At 71.3% G+C, this 20228-nt stretch carries 13 protein-coding genes; 5 read left to right on the top strand and 8 right to left on the bottom strand.

The features are described from left to right. Positions 1 to 88 precede the first annotated feature (88 nt). Positions 89 to 1327: a saccharopine dehydrogenase family protein gene (locus tag ACJ8AN_RS34905; RefSeq protein ID WP_407759891.1), complete on the bottom strand. Its 1239-nt coding sequence runs from the start codon at positions 1325 to 1327 to the stop codon at positions 89 to 91. 112 nt (positions 1328 to 1439) lie between these two features. Then, complete coding sequence (locus ACJ8AN_RS34900) at positions 1440 to 2318, bottom strand: LysR family transcriptional regulator (RefSeq protein WP_407759890.1); 879 nt, start codon at positions 2316 to 2318, stop codon at positions 1440 to 1442. A 122-nt stretch (positions 2319 to 2440) separates the two neighbouring features. Here ACJ8AN_RS34900 and ACJ8AN_RS34895 point away from each other — a divergent pair, with 122 nt between their 5' ends. The 3 genes from ACJ8AN_RS34895 (at position 2441) to ACJ8AN_RS34885 (ending at position 9254) form a co-directional block, all read left to right on the top strand. Beyond that, positions 2441 to 3055, top strand: coding sequence for a glutathione S-transferase family protein (locus ACJ8AN_RS34895; RefSeq protein ID WP_407759889.1), 615 nt, complete (start codon positions 2441 to 2443; stop codon positions 3053 to 3055). Between the two features lie 176 nt (positions 3056 to 3231). Further along, entirely contained in the window at positions 3232 to 7788 is a 4557-nt protein-coding gene (gene gltB / locus ACJ8AN_RS34890) for a glutamate synthase large subunit (RefSeq protein ID WP_407759888.1), read from the top strand. 2 nt (positions 7789 to 7790) lie between these two features. Then, positions 7791 to 9254, top strand: coding sequence for a glutamate synthase subunit beta (locus tag ACJ8AN_RS34885; RefSeq protein ID WP_407759887.1), 1464 nt, complete (start codon positions 7791 to 7793; stop codon positions 9252 to 9254). Between the two features lie 37 nt (positions 9255 to 9291). Here ACJ8AN_RS34885 and ACJ8AN_RS34880 read toward each other — a convergent pair whose 3' ends face one another. From ACJ8AN_RS34880 to ACJ8AN_RS34870, 3 genes are read right to left on the bottom strand one after another with little or no spacing between them, the layout of a single operon-like run. Beyond that, positions 9292 to 9666: a hypothetical protein gene (locus ACJ8AN_RS34880; protein ID WP_407759886.1), complete on the bottom strand. Its 375-nt coding sequence runs from the start codon at positions 9664 to 9666 to the stop codon at positions 9292 to 9294. A gap of 12 nt (positions 9667 to 9678) precedes the next feature. Next, positions 9679 to 10161, bottom strand: a complete 483-nt coding sequence (locus ACJ8AN_RS34875) for a hypothetical protein (protein ID WP_407759885.1) — start codon at positions 10159 to 10161, stop codon at positions 9679 to 9681. Between the two features lie 52 nt (positions 10162 to 10213). Continuing rightward, entirely contained in the window at positions 10214 to 12154 is a 1941-nt protein-coding gene (locus tag ACJ8AN_RS34870; protein WP_407759884.1) for a carboxypeptidase regulatory-like domain-containing protein, read from the bottom strand. A gap of 75 nt (positions 12155 to 12229) precedes the next feature. Between ACJ8AN_RS34870 and ACJ8AN_RS34865 the strand changes: the two genes are divergently transcribed. Beyond that, the gene (locus ACJ8AN_RS34865; RefSeq protein WP_407759883.1) at positions 12230 to 12850 is read left to right on the top strand and encodes a glutathione S-transferase family protein; all 621 of its coding nucleotides are present in this window, start codon (positions 12230 to 12232) and stop codon (positions 12848 to 12850) included. Positions 12851 to 13071: 221 nt separating this feature from the next. Further along, the gene (locus tag ACJ8AN_RS34860; protein WP_407759882.1) at positions 13072 to 17022 is read left to right on the top strand and encodes an SNF2-related protein; all 3951 of its coding nucleotides are present in this window, start codon (positions 13072 to 13074) and stop codon (positions 17020 to 17022) included. Here ACJ8AN_RS34860 and ACJ8AN_RS34855 read toward each other — a convergent pair. The 3 genes from ACJ8AN_RS34855 to ACJ8AN_RS34845 all read right to left on the bottom strand — a co-directional run bounded on the left by ACJ8AN_RS34855 (position 17006) and on the right by ACJ8AN_RS34845 (position 20226). Further along, entirely contained in the window at positions 17006 to 17752 is a 747-nt protein-coding gene (locus ACJ8AN_RS34855; RefSeq protein ID WP_407759881.1) for a carbohydrate deacetylase, read from the bottom strand. The genes ACJ8AN_RS34860 and ACJ8AN_RS34855 overlap by 17 nt on opposite strands. A 124-nt stretch (positions 17753 to 17876) precedes the next feature. Then, a complete protein-coding gene (locus ACJ8AN_RS34850) occupies positions 17877 to 19043 on the bottom strand; it encodes a hypothetical protein (protein ID WP_407759880.1) in 1167 nt (388 codons plus the stop codon). 139 nt (positions 19044 to 19182) lie between these two features. After that, complete coding sequence (locus tag ACJ8AN_RS34845; protein WP_407759879.1) at positions 19183 to 20226, bottom strand: alpha/beta hydrolase family esterase; 1044 nt, start codon at positions 20224 to 20226, stop codon at positions 19183 to 19185. Positions 20227 to 20228: the final 2 nt, after the last annotated feature.

Genomic DNA, 20228 nt, shown 5'->3' with positions numbered 1-20228 from the left:
CGTGCTCCGTGCCGTCGAGGGCACGTCGTCGCTCGTCCGGCGGGCCTGGGCCCGGACGCCAGCGATATCCGGGCGTGACGCCAGCCCGTCAACCCGCCTCGGCCTGGAACGTCATGCCCGCCGCGCGCAGCCGCTCGACGAGCTTCATCCCCATGCACGAGGCGGGGGTGAGCAGCCCTCCGCGCTCCGGCAGCGCGTCCTCGGCGAGACACAGCGCGGACTCGCCCAGCATCCACGACGTCGCGCCGTAGCCCGGATCCTGGTTCGCCCCCACACGCGCGCGCACCCGCTCCCCGGCCGTGCCCACCCCGAGCAGCTCGATTTCGAACGAGCCGCTCTCCCGCTCCTCGCGGCTCGGCCCCTCACCCGGTGCTGGCAGGAAGCGCTCGGCCAGCTTCCGCACGGGCGCGAACCTCACGGCTCCGGACAGGGCCATGCCCGCACTCGTCGCCGCCGCCCGAGCCAGTCCCGGCAGGCCCCGTCCCATGTCCACCGACTCGTCGTAGCGGAACTCGCGCCCGTAGGCGTAGTCGAGCAGCGCGTTGCTCCGCCGCACCACGCGCGTGTTCACCGCCGCCATGAAGAACGGAGCCAGCCACCGCCCCGTCTCCGGAGCCCTCCGGGGGCGGAGCCAATCCTCCTGCCCGGGGATGGGGGGCGCACCCTCCGGGCTGAGAGCGTAGGGATTCGCGAGCACCCGGCGCACCGCGGGGTCCTTCATCCGCTCCGCCGCGAGGAGCCCGCTGGCGATCGTTCCACCGCTCGCGCCGCCCTTCATCCGCAGCACCCGGTAATGGGCCTCGGCCAGCCGCCCGCCCCGCGCGGCGAGCTGCTCGTGGAGCAGGAGCACCCCGAGGTCCGACGGGATGGAGTCGAAGCCGCACGAGGGGACGATGCGCGCCCCCGTCTCGGCCGCGCGGGCATGGTGGGCGTCGATCATCTCGCGGACCCAGTGCGTCTCACCGGTCAGGTCGCAGTAGTCGGTGCCCTGCTCCGCGCACGCGCCGAGCAGCGCGCTCCCATAGAGGGCGTAGGGGCCCGCGGTGGTGCATACGACACGCGTGCGCCGCGCGAGCCCCTCCATGGCGGCCGTGTCCAGGCTGTCGCCCGCCAGCAGGGGGAGCGCCTTCGCGGAGGGCTCCAGGGCGGAGAGCTCGTCGCGCACGCGCTCGAGCTTGCCGAGGCTCCGGCCCGCGAGGGCCCAGCGGAGCGCGGGGCGCTTCTTCACGAGGTACTCGGCGACGAGGCGACCGGTGAAACCCGTGGCTCCGAAGAGGACGAGGTCGAACTCCCGGGGACGGGTACGGCGCTGCTCACGCTCTGTCATGCCCGCGGATGGAAGCACCGGAAGCGCCCGAGAGGAAGGAACACGTGTGCCGGCGAAGCGGGAATGGCGAAAACGAGCCAGGCCCTCGCTCCGTCACCCGGCCCGGCACTGCTCAACGCTTTCGCCGTGGGCCGGTGTGCGGCGGCGGCATCGGCTCGGCCAGCGTTGCCATGGCATCCACGAAGAGCCGGACCTTGGCTGGAAGATTCAGCCGGCTCGGGTAGACGACGTGGATGGCCCGCAGCGCCGCGGGCCTGGGGCCGAAGAGGATCTTCAGCCGGCCGTCACGGACGGCCTCCCGGCAGAGGATGGCCGGGACGCGCGCAATGCCCACCCCGGCGATCGCCGCCTCGCACGCGAGCTCATGATCATTCACGGTCAGGACCGGATCGATTCGAGACCTCACCCCCTCGGCCTCCCACGTCTCGAACGCACTGAAGCCAATGCAGCGCGCGTCGCGGAGCTCCCTGGCGCCCGGCGTGCCGTACTTCGACAGGAAGTGGGGGCTCGCCACGAAATGGACCGGACCCTCGCCGAGCTTGCGTGCCACGAGCGACGAGTCGTCGAGCGGACCGATGTGAATTGCGACATCCAGCCCCTCTTCGATGAGGTGGATACGGCGGTCCGCCAGCACCAACTCCACCCGCGCCTGGGGATGGCGGTCGAGGTACTTCGAAATCACGGGCGTCAGGTATCGCCGGCCGTAGAGCACCGGCGAGGAGACCCGCAGCAGGCCGGTGGGCTCCGCCTGCCGCTGTTGCACCTCACTGTTCGCCTCGTCGATCTGCGCGGCGATGGCGGCGCAGCGCTCGTAGTATGTCGCTCCGGCCTGGGTGACCCGCAGGCGCCGCGTGGTTCGCTCGAGAAGCCGCACCCCGAGCCGCTCCTCCAGGTTGCGGATGCGCTCGCTGATGGTCTGCTTGGTGATGCCGAGCTGGCGCGCCGCCCGGGTGAAGCTCTCCGCTCGAACGACCGTGGCGAAGAGGAGCATGTCTGCGGGGGGGATCATGACCGTCAAGCCTGACCTGACAATGAGTTCGCTGGGGGCCGGATTGTCCGGCCACCCCGATTGCCGCATGTTGCCGCCTTCCGCAACATTCAGGAGCGTCACACATGAAGCTTTACGGTGCCCCCCGAACCCGAGCGGTCCGTCCCCGATGGATGTTGGAGGAGCTCGGAGTGCCCTATGAACTGGTCAAGCTCGACCTCGCTCGACAGGAGAACACCAGCCCCGCGTACCTGGCGGTGAATCCGCTGGGCGAAGTCCCCGCCCTGGTGGATGGGGACGTCACGCTGCTGGAAACCCTGGCCATCTGCCTCCATCTGGCCGACCGGTTTCCGGAGAAGCACCTGGCGCCGCCGGTGGGGTCCGCGGAGCGCGGCCCTTATTACCAGTGGATGGTCTTCGCCGAGACGCGCCTCGACTCCGCGGTGATGGCGTTCTACTGGCACGCGCAGTTGCCCGAGGAGCAGAAGGCCAGTGCGCACGCGAAGGAAGAGCTCGCGAAGCACAGGGTCCGCCTGACGGCCGTGCTCGACGTCATCCAAGGAGGCCTCGGCGGCCGTGAGTTCCTCGTGGGAGGAGCGTTCACCGCCGCCGATGTGGTGACGGCGTCCATCCTCCACCTGGCCTACACGCTGAAGCTGCTCGACGGGCATCCGCAGTTGGTGGAGTACACTCATCGCCACGCTCAACGTCCGGCGGTGCGCAAGGCCGTCTCGTGGTGAGTCGCGGTGGAGGTCCCGGCTTCTCGGGATGGCGGCCGCCGAACCCGGCCCCCGCCTCCCCGTCCGCCCTCGGCGCTTGCAATCGACCCACGCTCGAACTGTCTGCTTACCGGCCTTGACACGGTGCATTAGACTCCACGCGTCAGCGGGGTTTACCCGCCGCGAGGAGAGTGCTGATGCCGCACCAGGGCCCGGGCCGCTATGGACTGTATGAACCGGACACCGAGCATGACGCCTGTGGCGTGGGCTTCGTGGCCCACATTCGCGGCGAGAAATCGCGCGGCATCGTCGAGGACGCGCTGGAGCTGCTCAACCGGCTGAGCCACCGGGCCGCGGCGGGCAAGGACCCCGAGACGGGGGATGGCGCCGGCATCCTCGTGCAGCTCCCCCACCGCTTCTTCGAGCGCGAGCGCCTGGGCTTCGTGCTGCCCCCCCGCCGCCAGTACGGCGTGGCCATGGTGTTCCTGCCCTCGGACGAGGAGTCGCGCATCGCTTGCGAGGCCGCCCTGGAGCAGGTGGCCGCCGACGAGGGCCAGCGCGTGCTCGGCTGGCGCGACGTGCCCGTGGAGCCCTCGTACCTGGGCCGGCTCGCGCGCGAGAGCGCCCCTGTCATCCGCCAGCTCTTCGTGGCCCGCCGCCGCGTGGTGCCCAGCGCCTTCGAGCGCAAGCTGTTCCGCATCCGCAAGCTCGCCGAGCGCCGCATCAACGACCGTGGCCTGGACCCCGAGGGCCAGTTCCACGTGGCCAGCTTCTCGGCCGAGACGCTCATCTACAAGGGCCTGCTCCTGCCCCGGCAGTTGCCGCGCTTCTACGTGGACTTGCAGCACCCCGAGTTCGTCAGCGCCCTGGGCCTGGTGCACTCGCGCTTCTCCACCAACACCTTCCCCACCTGGGAGCTCGCCCAGCCCTTCCGCTACATCGCGCACAACGGCGAAATCAACACGCTGCGCGGCAACCGCAACTGGATGAACGCCCGGCGCGGCCTGCTCCAGTCGGCGAAGTTCGGCGGCAGCCTCGAGCCCCTCTTCCCCATCATCGTCCCGGGCAAGAGCGACTCGGCGCAGTTCGACAACATGGTGGAGCTGCTGTGCCTCGGTGGCCGCCCGCTGCCCCACGCCATGATGATGATGATCCCCGAGGCGTGGGAGGGCCACACGCTCATGAGCGACGAGCGGCGCGCCTTCTACGAGTACTCCAGCGCGCTGCTGGAGCCGTGGGACGGGCCGGCCGCCATCGCCTTCTCGGACGGGCAGCTCATCGGCGCCACGCTGGACCGCAACGGCCTGCGCCCCGCGCGCTACCTCGTCACCGAGGACGACCGCATCATCCTCGCCTCGGAGACGGGCGTCATCGACGTGCCCGCTTCCCAGGTGCGCCGCAAGGGCCGCCTCACCCCGGGCCGCATGCTGCTGGTGGACACCGAGGAGGGCCGCATCCTCGAGGACGAGGAGGTGAAGAGCGACATCACCTCGCGCTGGCCGTACCGCAAGTGGCTGGAGCGCAACGTCTTCACCTTCGACGACCTGCCCACGGTGCCCGCGCCCACGCGCCTGGGCGGCGAGGAGCTGTGGCGGCTGCAGCGCGCCTTCGGCTACTCGGACGAGGACGTGCGGCTGGTGCTGCGCCCCATGGCCGAGACGGGCAAGGAGCCGGTGGGCTCCATGGGCACGGACACGCCGCTCGCCGTGCTCAGCGATCAGGCCCCCACGCTCTTCAACTACTTCCACCAGCTCTTCGCGCAGGTGACCAACCCGCCCATCGACCCCATCCGCGAGTCGCTGGTGATGACGCTCGCCACGGGGCTGGGGCCGGATGGCAACACCTTCGAGGAGACACCGGACCAGTGCCACCGGTTGTCGCTGCCGGGCCCCATCCTCACCAACGGGCAGCTGGCGAAGCTGGCCGCCATCAGCAACGAGGGCGTCTTCGAGACGTACCAGCTGAGCCTCCTCTACCCGGTGACGGGCGGCGAGGCCGCGCTGGAGGAGGCGCTCGAGGCGCTGTGCACCCGCGCGGTGGAGGCGGTGGACGAGGGCGCGAGCATCCTCGTGCTGAGTGACCGCGGTGTGGACTCGGCGCATGCGCCCATTCCCGCGCTGCTGGCCGTGTCGGCGGTGCACCAGCGGCTCGTGCGCGACGGCATCCGCATGTACACGGGCCTCGTGCTGGAGACGGCCGAGGCGCGCGAGGTGCACCACTTCGCGTGTCTCTTCGGCTACGGCGTCTCGGCGGTGAACCCGTACCTGGCGCTGGACTCGCTGCGTGCCCTGGCCGAGGCGGGCGAGCTGCCGGTGGACCACGAGAAGGCCCAGGAGAACTTCATCCACGCGGTGGAGGAGGGCCTGCTCAAGGTGATGTCCAAGATGGGCATCTCCACGCTGCAGTCCTACCGCGGCTCGCAGCTCTTCGAGGTGGTGGGCCTGGAGCGGCGGTTGGTGGAGAAGCACTTCACCGGGACGTCCTCGCGGGTGGAGGGCGTGGGCCTGCCGGAGCTGGGGCGCGAGGTGCTCGAGCGGCACGTGCGCGGCTTCGGCGAGGCGGCCGAGCACGCCTCCGAGCAGCTCCCCGTGGGCGGCCTGTACCAGTGGCGCCGCCGGGGCGAGACGCACAAGTGGAACCCGGCCACCATCGCGAAGCTGCAGCAGGCGGCGCGCACGAATGACACCGCCCTCTTCGCCGAGTACTCGAAGCTGGCGGACGACGAGACGCGCGAGCACTGCAACCTGCGCGGGCTCCTGGACGTGGCGGCGGAGGGCCGCACCCCCGTGCCGCTGGAGGAGGTGGAGCCGGCCCTGGAGATCGTCCGGCGCTTCGTCACCGGCGCCATGTCCTTCGGCTCCATCAGCGCCGAGGCCCACGAGACGCTGGCCATCGCGATGAACCGGCTGGGCGGGCGCTCCAACAGCGGCGAGGGCGGTGAGGAGTCGCGCCGCTACGCGCCGGACGAGAATGGAGATCTGCGGCGCAGCGCCATCAAGCAGGTGGCGAGCGCGCGCTTCGGCGTCACCACCGAGTACCTCGTCAATGCCGTGGAGCTGCAAATCAAGATGGCCCAGGGCGCCAAGCCCGGCGAGGGCGGACAGCTCCCGGGCCACAAGGTGGACGAGCGGATTGCCCGCGTGCGCTGGTCCACGCCGGGCGTGACGCTCATCTCGCCGCCGCCGCACCACGACATCTACTCCATCGAGGACCTGGCGCAGCTCATCTATGACCTGCAGTCGGTGAACCCGGCGGCGCGGGTGAGCGTGAAGCTGGTGAGCGAGGTGGGCGTGGGCACCATCGCCGCGGGCGTGGCCAAGGCCGGCGCCGGGGCCGTGGTCATCTCCGGCTACGAGGGCGGCACGGGCGCCTCGCCCATCTCCAGCATCAAGCACGCGGGCCTGCCCTGGGAGCTGGGGCTCGCCGAGGCGCAGCAGGTGCTGGTGCACAACGGGCTGCGCGGACGCATCCGCGTGCAGGTGGACGGCGGCCTGCGCACCGCCCGGGACGTGCTCGTCGCCACGCTGCTCGGCGCCGAGGAGTTCGGCATGGCCACCGCGAGCCTCATCGCGCTCGGGTGCATCATGCTGCGCAAGTGCCACCTCAATACGTGCTCGGTGGGCATCGCCACCCAGGACGCGGGCCTGCGCGAGCGCTTCCACGGCAAGCCCGAGCACGTGGTGAACTTCTTCCTCATGGTCGCCGAGGACCTGCGGCGGCAGATGGCCGCGCTCGGTGTGCGCCGGCTCGGCGAGCTGGTGGGCCGCGTGGACCTGCTGCGGCAGCGGCACTCCACGCAGCACTGGAAGGCGAAGCGGGTGGACCTGTCCGCCCTGCTGGTGCGGCCCGCCGCCGATGCCGATGAGCCCCGGCGCTGCGACTCGGCCCAGGCCAAGGACGTGTCGGACCACCTGGACCATGAGCTCCTCCAGCACGCGAAGGTGTCGCTGGAGGGCGGAGCGCCCACGCTCCTGGTGCGGCCCGTGGCCAATACGCACCGCGCCGTGGGCGCCATGCTCTCGGGTGAGATCGCGAAGCGGTATGGGGCCCGGGGCCTGCCGGATGGACAGCTGCGCATCCGGCTGCAGGGCTCGGCCGGACAGAGCTTCGGCGCGTTCCTCGCCAGCGGCGTGACGCTCGAGCTGGAGGGAGATGCCAACGACTACCTCGGCAAGGGGCTCTCCGGTGGACGCGTCATCGTCTACCCACCGCATGACAGCCGCTTCGTCCCCGAGGAGAACGTGCTGGTGGGCAACACCGTCCTCTACGGCGCCACGGCCGGCGAGGTGTACCTGCGCGGGCTCGCGGGCGAGCGCTTCGCGGTGCGCAACAGCGGCGCCCAGGCCGTCGTCGAGGGCGTGGGTGACCACGGCTGCGAGTACATGACGGGTGGCGTGGTGGTGGTGCTCGGCCCCACCGGGCGCAACTTCGCCGCGGGCATGAGCGGAGGCCTCTCCTTCGTGCTCGACCGCGAGCGCTCCTTCCGCCAGCGTTGCAACCTGGAGATGGTGGAACTGGAGTCGCTGGTGGACGAGTCGGAAATCTGGCTCGTGCACGGGATGATTGAACGGCACCTGCACCACACGGGGAGCACGCTGGCCAGACGGGTGCTCGACAACTGGGAGCTGATGGTGCCGCAGTTCGTGAAGGTCATGCCCACCGACTACAAGCGCGTGCTCCAGGCTCGCCGGGCGGCCCGCAAGCCGCCTCCGGCCGCGGCTCCGCGTCTCCAGGTCGTGGGAGGGGAGGGCTAGTCATGGGCAAGACGACGGGTTTCATGGAGTGGCAGCGCGTGCCCGCCCCCAAGCGGGAGAAGTCCGAGCGGGTAGGGGACTCGCGCGAGTTCGTGCTCCCGCTCTCCGCCGACGAGGCGAAGCGCCAGGCGGGGCGGTGCATGGACTGTGGCGTGCCCTTCTGTCACCAGGGCTGTCCGCTGGGCAATCCCATCCCCGAGTTCAACGACGCGGTGTACCGGGGCAAGTGGAAGGAAGCCTTCCTCGCGCTGAGCGGAACCAACAACTTCCACGAGTTCACCGGCCGGCTGTGCCCCGCGCCGTGCGAGTCCGCCTGCGTCCTGAACATCGATCAGGACCCCGTGGCCATCGAGCAGATGGAGAAGGAGATCATCGAGCGGGCCTTCGCGGAGGGCTGGGTGAAGCCGCGGCCTCCGGCGAACCGCACGGGCAAGCGCGTAGCGGTGGTGGGCTCGGGGCCGGCGGGGCTGGCGGCGGCGGCACAGCTCAACCAGGCGGGGCACAGCGTCACGGTGTACGAGCGGGATGACAAGGCCGGAGGTCTGCTGCGCTACGGCATTCCCGACTTCAAGCTGGACAAGGGAGTGCTGGAGCGGCGGCTGAAGCTGATGGAGGCCGAGGGCGTGGAGTTCCGCTGCGGTGTGGACGTGGGCCGCGAGCCGGGCTTCCAGGCGCTCCGCGAGCAGTACGACGCGGTGGTGCTGGCGATGGGTGCGAGGCGCGCGAGGGAGCTCGAGGTGCCGGGGCGCGAGCTGTCGGGCGTGGTGCCGGCGATGGAGTACCTGGAGCACCAGAACCGGGTGGTGGCGGGAGGGGCCACGCGCGAGCCCCGGCTGGACGCGGCGGGGAGGCGGGTGCTCATCCTGGGCGGAGGAGACACGGGCTCGGACTGTCTGGGCACGGCGTTGCGGCAGGGCGCGGCGAACGTGACGCAGGTGGAGCTGATGCCCGCGCCGCCGAAGGTGCGCGCCGAGGGCAACCCGTGGCCGCGCTGGCCGCTCATCTTCCGGACCTCGTCGAGCCAGGAGGAGGGTGGGGCGCGCGAGTTCGGGCTGATGACGAAGCAGTTGGTGGGCAAGGACGGGAAGCTCCAGGCGCTGCACGCGGTGCGGGTGGAGTTGCAGCGCGACGCGGGTGGAGCACCGCGGCTGGTGGAGGTGCCCGGCTCGGAGACGGTCTACGAGGTGGACCTGCTGGTGCTGGCCATGGGCTTCACGGGGCCGGACACGGGGCGGCTGGCGGAGGAGTTGGGCGTGAAGCTCTCGCCGCGAGGCAACGTGCAGGTGGACGCGGGCTTCGCCACATCGGCGGACGGCGTGTTCTGCGCGGGCGACGCGAGCCGGGGCGCGAGCCTCATCGTCTGGGCGCTGTCGGACGGACGCGAGGCGGCGAAGGCCGTCGACACGTACCTGTCGCGGGACACCTCCGCGCTGCCGACGAAGGGCAAGGATTGCGTGTTCGGCTGAGCCCGGTTCGCGCCAGGATGGAGTAGTCCGTGAGGGGTTACTCCATCTCTTCCGGCAGGGGCGTGCGGAGGAAGATCAACCCCTTCCCCTTCCGCGCGGTGATGACGCGGAAGCCCTGGCCAGCGATTCTGACGAGTTCGTCCTCGCTGGCCTTTCCACTGGCGAGCCACGCATCCGCCTCTTCTCGCGTTGCGAACGTCTGCGAGACGATGACCGACTCGATGGCGGGGGTGTAGAACTTGCGAAAATATTCGCGGTACTCATCCAACTTCTGGATATCGCGGACGTAGAGCAGCGCTACCGCGGCGATCCGGAGCGCCTCGTCTTCGGGTGAACCATCCTGATACTTCTCGTTTACGGTCCCAAGGAGTTCCAGGACCGAGTCCACGTCAAAGTTCGAGTTGTAGCTCATGGGTGCACCTGATCAGAAAGCAAGAGGAGCCAGGATCAGCGCACCGGAGCCGCCTGTTGTGATGACAAAGGCGGCACCAGCGACAATGACGACGGTTCCAAGTGCGACTTTGGCCTTGTTGTTCCTGATCCATTCAATCGCCTGGTCGATGCGCGAGAACTCTAATTTCCTCACGCCTTCTGCTTCTTCCTGAGCATCGACGCACTCGTTGTAGGCCTTGCTGCAATCGCTGGTACAACGCTTGTAATACCATTCGTCGTGTTTGTGGGGATACGGCGGGCGGCTTTTCTTCCAGCATTCCCTGAAGCACTCTTCGTGCTCCGCCTGACAGTCACGATCACCAGCGCCACCCGTTCCAAGTGCGATGCCGACTCCATGCGCATCCTCGGAGATGACATGGGCTCGGGTTTCAGGCTGTCGTGAGTGGACGCACCCGATGCCAGCCATCGCCATGGCGGACAGCAGAGCAATGAATCTCGTCGTGTACACGTTCACATGCGGGCTCGGTAGGCCATCCATTCAACACCCTTGATTCGTGCCCTGCTCCCTACAGGCGGAGGCGTCGACGTGTCACGGTGATGTCCACCACGGGCGCCGGGTTCCCTTCCGTGCCCACCGCGCCCGCTCTGCGCACCCCGAGCACCAACTTGCTGCCCTCGGGGCCTCGGATGCTCTGCACGGCGTTCGTGAAGCCCAACTCCACCACCGGACGCCCGTTGATGCGCACGATGCTGTCCCCCGTGGTCAGCCCCGCCTCGTCCGCGCCTCCTCCTGGAAAGACCTGGCCCAGTACCAGCGCGTCCTCTCGCGCCGCCAGCACCGCTCCGATTCCCACCAGCTCCACCTGCGGCTCCTCGCCCTCCTCCGTCGGCCGCAGCTCGATCGTCCTCGGCGGCGTGGTGTCTCCGCGCACCGTGACGCCCGAGATGATCCGGCTGTGATGCTTGTCGGCGGAGACGAATAGCGACACCTCGCCCGAGGGCAACCCGTCCAGCGTGAAGTTGCCCTGGGCATCCGTCAGCGCGTCGTAGCGCACGGACAGCGCTCCCTCCGCCCCCAAGCCCTCGACGGTGATGCGTGCGCGCTCCAGCGGAAGCTCCGTGCCGTCTTCCACCACGCGCCCCGTCATCCTCGCCCCGCGCTCGAGCGAGAAGTCCGCCGTCACCGGTCCCGAGCCTTCCGGCACCTCCACTGTGGCCTCCGCGGGCGCGTAGCCGTGCGCGGCCACCTGCACCAGGTAGCTTCCGGGTGGGACTCCCGAGACCGAGTAGCGGCCCTGGGCGTCGATGAACGAGAGCTGCACGAAGGACTCGCGCTGCAGCGGACCCCGCCTCGTGTCCACGCCCAGGCTGAACGAGGGCACTGGCTTGCCCGTGGCCCCGTCGCGCACCGTGCCCACCAGCCTCGTCCCCTGCGAGAGCCTCAGCAGCAGATCCGTCCGGCCCGCCTCCACATCCCGCAGCTGTCCGGGCGCCAGCCCCATGAGTCTCGCGGTGACGTCGTATTTCCCCGGCGCCAGGTCCTCGACGCTGAATCGCCCCTCCGCGTCCGTCACCCGCTCGTAGCCGAGCTCGTCGCCGTACCTGCGCGGCCAGGCGCTCGCGGCCGAGCTCACCGACACCAGCGCTCCCGTCACCGCCGCTCCGCTCTCGTCCACCACGAGCCCCTCCAGCGGCTTGCCCGGCACCGCCGCCGCGAGCCCCACGTGCTTGACCAGCTTCAGCACCACCTTGCGCGTCAGCATGGCCGTGCGCGTCACCTCGGCCCTCGCGGAGGCATGGGCCGGGTGGCGGGCCTCCACGGCGGCTCCCTCGGGGGCGTGGAAGCGGAACTCCCCTTTCGCATCCGAGGTGTAGAGATCCGGCGTCGGGAAGAGCACCGACTCGCCGCCCCGCCCCGTCAGCACGCGCACCTGCGCTCCCTGCACCGGCTGCCCCTGCGCGTCCTCCACCCGGCCCAGCAGCTCCACCTCGGGCGTCAGCGCGAGCACCAGGTCCGAGATGCGCTGGCCCGGCACGGCCGTGAAGCGGACGGGGCTCTGTCCCCACTCGGGGCCGAAGGGCAGGTAGCCTCGCGCCGTCACCACCGCGAGCTGCCACGTGCCCGGCGTGTTCAGCACGAGCCGGAACCGTCCCTCCGCATCCGTGCGCGCCGACGTCGCGCCTCCCTCTCCGGCGAAGGTCAGCTCGGCGCCCTCCACTCCCTCTCCCGTCGTCGCCGAGATGACGCGTCCCTCGAAGGAGCCCCGAGGCTCGGTCTTGTCCTCGGTGCTCGTGGCGGGCACCAGGCGCGAGGGCGCGGCATGGGCCGGCTCCGGGGCGGGGGGAGTCTCGGCGCGCGCGGGCGCGGGTGCCGCCGGGGCCGTGGCTCCTCCGGTCCGGGAGGCCTCGGGCTTCGGTTCCCCGCCGCTCCCTCGCAGCAGCAGGAACAACCCACCCACGAGCACCAGCACGACGAAGAGCAGCCCGACTGTGCGCTTCCGGTCCATGGCTCGGAAGGCTAGCGCAACCCCCGGGGGACTCTTATAGCTTCGCGCCGCTTCCACCCCACTGGAGGAACACGCATGAAGCTTTACGGTCATCCGATGAGCACCTGTACCCGCAAGGTCCTCACCACGCTCGCCGAGAAGGGTCACGAGGCCCAGTTCGTCCTCATCGACCTCGGCACGGGCCAGCAGAAGTCGCCCGACTACGTGGCGAAGCACCCCTTCGGCGTCGTCCCCTACCTCGAGGATGACGGCTTCTCCATGTACGAGTCGCGCGCCATCATCCGCTACCTCGACGCGAAGCTGCCGGGCAACAAGCTCATCCCGAGCGATCTGCCCTCGCTCGGCCGCATGGAGCAGTGGCTCAGCGTCGAGCAGTCCTATTTCACGCCGCACTGCATGGCGATCGTCATGGAGATGCTCATGAAGCAGATGCGCGGCGGCGGCAAGCCCGACATGGACAAGGTGAACAAGGGCCGGGACCAGGCCGCCAAGGCGCTCGACGTCGTGGACCGGGCCCTGCGCTCGCAGGCCTACCTCGCCGGCGACACGTTCTCGCTCGCGGACATCTCCTGGCTGCCCTACCTGCAGTACCTCTCGGTCACCCCCCAGGGCACCCTCATCACCGAGCGCCCCTTCGTGAAGTCCTGGTGGCAGCGCATCAGCACCCGTCCCTCGTGGAAGAAGGTGAACGGCTAGCCTCCCCGCGCTCCGTGGGCCGGAGGACCTCGCGCTCCCTCCGGCCCGCACGGGGCGTGCCGTCACTCCTTCCTACCTCACGCTTCACGCGAGGCCCTCCCCACCTCCCGGGTCGAGCGGCCCCGCGTGGAGCGGATGCTCCCACGGCCGAGCACCCGGCATCCGTGAGTCCCTTCACGGAACAGAAGACAGACACGTGCCCGGACGTTATCTTGGAGGTCATGTCGGGAGAACCACTGAAGAAGTCACCTCCCCGCCCTGGGCCCCTGCTGGGGCGCTGGCTGTCGCGGGAGGAGTTGCGCGAGCTGGCCGGAGACGAGGTGTTGTCCAAAGGGACCTCGCTCATGAGCCGGGGGCGGGTGCTGAGCTGGGCCGTGGAGGGGGAGAGCCTCCAGGGGGTGGTGCGAGGACGAGGCGGTGTGCGGCTCGCCGTGCGGGTGAGCGCCGATGAGGACGGCCTGGGGCTCGACTGCCAGTGCCCCCACTTCCTCGAGAGCGGCACGTGCGAGCACGCGGTGGCGCTCGGCCTGGCCCTCCTCGCGGTCCTCTCGCCCGAGGACAAGGCCCCTCCGGCCGCTCCCGCCCCGGTGGTGGAGTGGCCGCGCACCCCGGAGGACGTGCAGCGGTGGTTGGAGACGCACCAGGTCACCCACCTGAGCCGCGTCCGCGTCTCCGCGTTGGAGCCCTACCTCCCGCCCAACTTCGGCGTGCTCCACCGGATGTACATGTTCGACTCCGTTCCCGTCGTGTCGCTGGTGGACGGGAGCGCGCAACTGGAGCTGCCCTTCTTGTCCGCCAGCACCCGCGCCACGCTCGAACAGGCCGCGTGGACCTTGTTGGAAGCGGAGGCACGGCGGGTGCGCCGGGGGCTCGAGCGGGAGCGCCAGGACTCCGGGCCGCCGGTGCCCACGGACGCCCGGCTCGTGCCGCTCGTCCAGGTGCTGGGGCAGGTGCGCGCCCGCATCCGCGAGCACGCCGTGCCCCGGCTGTTCTCCCCCAGCGAGCTCCAGCTCCTCTTCCCGCAGGAGGAGGCCACGCCGTTCGTGGTGCATGCCCACGAGCTTCCGCGCGCCACCGGTGCGTTGACGCATGACGCCCATGCGAGCCCCTGCGTACGGATGGACCTGCCGCGGCTGCTCGAGGGCGAGGAGGCCGTGAGCTGTCAGGCCTGTGGCGGGACGGGCCTCGCGCGCTGCGTGCATGCGCTGTCCGCGGTGGATGCGCTGCTGGGCGCCCTCGGGGAGCGGGGGCGGGCCCGGGAGAACGCGCGGCTCGCCGAGCGTCTCTTCGTGGTGCCGGGCCAGCGTCTGCTCCAGGCGATGGAGAAGGCGCAGCGGATGGCGCGCATCGGCCAGAAGGCCCCCGCGCCCGCCCTCTCCGTCTCCTTCCGGCTGGAGGGCCTGGAGGCGGGAGCGCCCCACCTGCGGCCCTACCTCCACCGGTCCCTCAAGCGCGGCGGCTGGTCCAAGGGGACTCCGGTGGTGCCTCGAGACGAGAGCGAGGCGCGGGCCAGCCTCTCGTCGCCCGAGGAGGTGGAGGCCTTCACGCTGTGCCGCGCCGTCCCGCTGTACCGGGGGGAGGAGCGGCGCCACTTCCTCGTGCAGGCGCTGCGGTTGCTGGCGCACAGCCCCCGCCTGGTGCACGCGTCGCGGCTGGACGCGCCGCTGCGGGTGCGCGAAGTGCCGCTCGGCTTCGTGCTGGAGGAGGCGGAGGAGGGGCTGCGCGTCCGGCCCGCCGTCGGGGGCACGCCCGTGTCTCCGCGCGCGGTGGAGGGCATGGTGGCCCGGCATGCGCCCCGGCCCTGGTTGCTCCTGGAGCCGGAGGCGTCGCGGCTCTCTCTGGTGTCCGCCACCCCCGAGGCGCTGGCGGTGTTGGAGTCCGTGGTGGTGCACGGGGGGCGGCTGCCCGAGGCGTCACGCGGGGAGCTGCTGCGCCACCTGGGCGGGGTGGAGTCCGCCTTTCCCCTCGTGCTGCCGCCCTCGATGGAGGCGCGCGAGGTGCCGGCCGTGCCCGGGCTGCTGCTGCGGCTGCGGCCCACGGGGGCGGAGAGCCTGGAGGGCGTGTTGCGCGTGCGGCCCCTGTCCGAGGTCCCCCCGTTGGTGCCGGGAGAAGGCGCCGACGTCGTGCGCGGCCTGCGCGGTGGCGAGCGCGTGCGGGTCCGGAGGAACCTGGAGGCCGAGCGCGCCGAGGTGGCCGCGCTGGTGGAGCGGCTGGAGGTGCCGCTGGAGGAGCACGCCCGCTTCGAGCTGGAGGGGCCGGAGGAGGCGCTGGGCTTCCTCGAGCGGCTGGAGCCGCTGACGGGGCCTTCCCTGCGCGTGGAGTGGGAGGAGCACCCGTGGCGGGTGGTGCGCTCGCCGGACGCACAGGGCCTGAAGGTGGTGGTGGAGCGGGAGCGGGACTGGTTCGGCGTGAAGGGCGGCGTGGAGCTGGAGGGCGAGCGCGTGGAGCTGGCCGTGCTGCTGGACTCGCTGCGGCGCGGGCGGCGCTACGTGCCGCTGGGGCCGGGCCGCTGGCTGCGGCTCACCGAGGCCCTGCGCGAGCAGCTCTCGCCCCTGGCGGACCTGGCGCATGCCTCGCGCGGCCGGTGGGAGGTGAGCGCGGCGGCGGCGCCCGTGCTGGACTCCCTGGCCGAGGCGGGGGCCGAGGTGCGCGCGCCCCCGGACTGGCGCCGGCTGGCCGGGCGCATCCGCGAGGCACAGCGGATGGAGGTGCCCGTGCCCAAAAGCCTGAAGGCCGAGCTGCGCGACTACCAGCGCGAGGGCTTCGTCTGGATGGCGCGTCTGGCGGCCTGGGGCGGGGGTGGGTGCCTCGCGGACGACATGGGGTTGGGCAAGACGCTGCAGGCGCTCGCGCTGCTGCTGCACCGCGCGAAGGCGGGGCCGGCGCTGGTGGTGGCGCCCACCTCGGTGTGCTTCAACTGGGCGCGCGAGGCGGAGCGCTTCGCTCCCTCGCTGAAGGTGCACGCCTACCGCGAGGCCGAGCGCGAGTCGCTGCTCTCCGGCCTGGGCGCTGGGGACGTGGTGGTGGTGAGCTACACGCTGCTCATGCGCGAGGCCGAGCGCTTCGCCGCCGTGTCCTTCGCCACGCTGGTGCTGGACGAGGCCCAGGCGGTGAAGAATCCGGACACCGCCCGGGCCAAGGCGGTGCGGGCCCTGAAGGCCGAGGCGCGCGTGGCCCTCTCGGGCACGCCGGTGGAGAACCGCCTGTCGGAGCTGTGGAGCCTCTACCGGCTCGTCTTCCCCGGGTTGCTCGGCAGCCGCGAGTCCTTCCGCGAGCGCTTCGCCGCCCCCATCGAGCGCACGAGGGACGCGAATGCGCGCGCGGCGCTGGCGCGGGTGGTGCGGCCCTTCCTGCTGCGGCGCACCAAGGCGGAGGTGGCGCGCGAGCTGCCGCCCCGTGTGGAGACGGTGGTGCCCGTCACCCTCTCCGAGGGCGAGCGCCGGCTGTACGAGGACACCCGGCTGGCGGCGCTGGTGCGGCTGAAGAACGCGGAGGGGCCAGAGAAGCGCTTCGCGGTGCTGGCGGCGCTCACCCGGCTGCGGCTCGCGGCCTGCCACCCGCGGCTGGTGGACGCGGACTCGCCCCTGCCGTCCGCGAAGCTGGAGCGCTTCCTGGAGGTGGTGGAGGCGGTGCGCGCCGGAGGGGGCCGGGCGCTCGTCTTCAGCCAGTTCGTCAAGCACCTGGCCCTGGCGCGCGAGGCGCTCGAGGCGCGGGACGTGCCGCTGCAGTACCTGGACGGGCAGACGCCCGCGGCCGAGCGCGAGACGCGGGTGGCGGCCTTCCAGCGGGGCGAGGGGGACGTCTTCCTCATCTCGCTCAAGGCGGGGGGCACGGGGCTCAACCTCACCGCGGCGGACCACGTGCTGCACCTGGACCCGTGGTGGAACCCGGCCGCCGAGGACCAGGCCACGGACCGGGCGCACCGCATCGGCCAGACGAAGCCCGTCACGGTGATGCGCTTCATCTCCGAGGGCACCCTCGAGGAGGCCATCCTCGCGCTGCACGAGGAGAAGCGGGACCTGGCCAGCAGCCTCCTGTCCGAGGCGGACGGGGCGGCGGCGCTCTCCACCGAGCAGCTCCTCGCGCTGCTGCGCCATGGGGCCGAGGTGGAGGCTCCCGCGGCGTCCCCGCTGCCCGCCCGGGCGCCGGTGGAGGCTATGCGCCCCGCGTGAGGACGCGGAAGTCGGTGGGCTCGAGTCCCAGCTTCGTGAGGGCCATGTGGGCCCGCGGGTGGAGGAAGGTGGCCAGCTCCACCTCGCGCTGCTGGGAATAGCCGCTCTTCACGGCCTCGGGCGTGTAGCCCGGGTGGCACATCAACTCGATGACGCCGTCCTCGGGCAGCGTGGAGAGGTGCTGCTCCAGGCGCTCCACCGTCCAGTAGGCCTCGGCCCCCGCGTCGCCGATGAAGTGGTCGTTGGTGGGCACGCCCTGGGCCCGCAGCGCGCGGCGCATGCCCTCGTCGATGGAGCGCACCGGCAGCCGGGCCGTGCGGGCGGCGCGTACCAGGCCCTCGAAGATGCCCGGGTGCCGGTGCAGATGCTTGTGCACGTCCACGTGCGTGGCCGGCTGGCCGAGCAGCGTGTCCAGCCGCTCCAGTTGGGCGAGCGCCTCGGCCTCCACCACGTCCGGCGGGAGGCGCGCGGCGAGCGGCTCGGAGAGGGCCCCGCCCTGGAGGAGCTCGTCGGGGAAGGCGGCCCACATGGGCAGGCCCCGGGCGAGGTTGAAGTGCAGGCCGAGCGCCAGTCCGCGGGCCTCGTCGGCGGCTGTTTCCGAGTAGGGCGTGTTCACCATGAAGGTGGCCGAGGAGACGATGCCCTCCTGCATGGAGCGGAGGATGCCGCGAGTCACGGCCGGGTCGTATCCCAGGTCGTCGGCGTTGATGATGAGGGCGCGCGGGGGCACGGCGGGGCTCCTTGTTCAGGGATGCGACGCCCTGCGTACCGCATTCCCCCCGGTGGGAGTAGCGCGTCGCGTGGGTTCCCCGGGTCCGGAGCGACGAGCGCCCGACACTCGCGCCCCGGAAGGTTCACACCGGGGCTCCGGTGGGCCGGTGGCTCCTCACCACGGTGAGCAGCAGTGCCCCCAGGCCGAAGAGGACGGTAGCCAGCAGGACGAGCTCGCCCAGAATGGGCACGAGCCGCACCAGCGACAGCAGCACCAGCCCCACGAGCAGCGCGAGCACGAGGTGGGGGCCCGTCTTGTGGACGCGCTCGAGCAGCCACTGGCCGAGGAGCATGCCCACCACGGGGAAGCTCAGGGCCACGGCGAGGCCGTAGAGGGCGAGGATGAAGAGGCCGATCCACCAGCCGCCGACGAGCAGGCCCACCATGAAGACGAGGGCGGCGGCGATGGGGATGCCCACGAAGAGCGCGGCGCCCCAGCCGAGGCTGGGCAGGGGCTGCTGGCGGAGCAGGGTGCTCGAACGGCGCGCGAAGCCGGGGAAGAGGAGCACGAGCAGCAGTCCCAGCGCGAACAGTCCGACGAGCCACCGCACCCAGAAGAAGGCGACGAGGGCGCCCCCCCGGCCGTGAGCGCGCTGGGGCGAGAGCCGCTCCACATTGCCCGTCACCACGGCGCCCGAGGCGAGCTGTGCGTCCTTGTCACTGCGGTAGCTCAGGTCTCCGTTGATGCGCGCGCCCTCGGTGAGCCGCAGTGTGCCCACCTCGGCGTGCGCGTCCCGGCCCACGGGCGAGGAGAGCGTGAGGGAGCCCGTGGCGGCGCGCAGCTCGCCCTGCACGGGGGCCTGGACGGTGGCATCCCCGGAGGCGAGGTAGAGATCCTTGCTCACCTGGGCCTTGTCGGTGAGCCGCAGGTTGCCAGCGGCGAGCATCGCATCCCCACCCACGGGAGCGCTCACGATGAGCTCGCTCCCCGCGGCGCGGAGGCTGCCGCGCACGGGGCTGGAAATCAGGCCCTTCGAGGAGGCGGACATGACATCGCCCTCGACGGTGCCGGAGATGCTCACCTGCTCGCCAGCGGTGATGAGGTCGCCGCGCACGGTGCCCTGGATGTTCACGACGCGGCCGAAGGCATAGAGATCCTCGTCGATGATCTCCTGGGGGCCCACCTGCACCACGTCGCCGGTGCGGACCACGGCGGCCAGGACCGAGCCGGGTACCAGGGCCCCGAGCATCAGCAGGGTGGGGAGCCAGGAGGCCGGATGTCCTCCATGCCGCTCGACCTTCGTGGACATGACGCGTCCCTCCCGCGTGGGGTTGCCAACACCCAACGCTGGAGGGCGCCCGTTCCACGGGCAAGGGGTAGACGGGCGGCCATGCCCTCCACCGCAGGCGTCATCGCCCGGAGCCCGGGAGTGCGGGCCCGGGGCCGTCTCAGGGTCGCGGGTGGTCGGAGAAGAAGCGCCACATCTCCGCCGTCGCGTCGAGGTCCTGCGTGGTGTAGCCGTAGTCGGGCGGAACGAGCCCTCCGGGCCAGGTATGGCCGCCACTCTGCACGGTGCACAGGGTGACGGCCGCGTTCTGCGGGCACCCGGTGTACGTGATGCAGGAGCTGTCTCCCTGGTCATAGGTGGTGCTCGTCCCGCCAGTGCAGACGTCTCGCTGCGCCCAGCGCGCCACTGAATCGGCCGCGGACGGGTAGGGCGTGCCGAAGGGGATGTTGTCGCCGCCCTCGTAGCGGATGGTCGGGTCTCCCGTGCCGTGGAAGTGCATCACCGACACCGGCCGCACGGGCTCACACGGCGCGAAGGACTCCATGCCCGCCACGGGCGCGATGGCCGCGAACTGCCCCGAGCGCTCGCACGCGAGCCGGTACGAGAAGAAGGCCCCATTGGACAGGCCGGTGGCGTAGATGCGCTTGGTGTCCAGGCACACGCGCGTGTCCAGCTCCGCGAGCAGCGCGTCCACGAACCCCACGTCGTCCACGCGGGAAATCTGCGACGGCCCACAGCACCCGCCCGCGTTCCAGCCGCGCGTGTCGTCGTAGCGCGGGTCCGTGGTGCCGGCGAGGTCGTTCTGGTTCAGCCCTCGGGGATACACCGCGATGAAGCCCTGGGCGTTGGCCTGCTCGGACATGCGGCTGAGGCCCTCCTGCTCCAGCTCATTGGAGCTGTAGCCATGGAAGGAGAGCACCACGGGCGTGGGCTTCGTCGCGTCGTAGAGCGTGGGCACGAAGATCCGGTAGGCCCGGGTGCGTCCCTGGTGGGAAATCGTCCAGTCATAGGTGCCAGGGCCCACGGTGAGCCCGGTACACGAGGCGCGCTCGGGCAGCGGCGCCGGAGCGGGACCCGAGGGGGGACCGTAGTCCGGAGCACTGGGCGGCGGCGTGGTCTCCGGCGCGTTGTCGTTGTCGGAGCAGGCCGCGGCGGTGAACAGCAGCGCGGCGGCCCAGAGGACGGGGAAGGGGTGAGTGCGCATGG

Origin of the sequence: Archangium sp., from assembly GCF_045802675.1 — a bacterium.
Classification (GTDB): Bacteria; Myxococcota; Myxococcia; order Myxococcales; family Myxococcaceae; genus Archangium.
The sequence above is the reverse complement of the archived record's forward strand: the minus strand, read 5'-3'. Positions and strand labels throughout refer to the sequence as shown.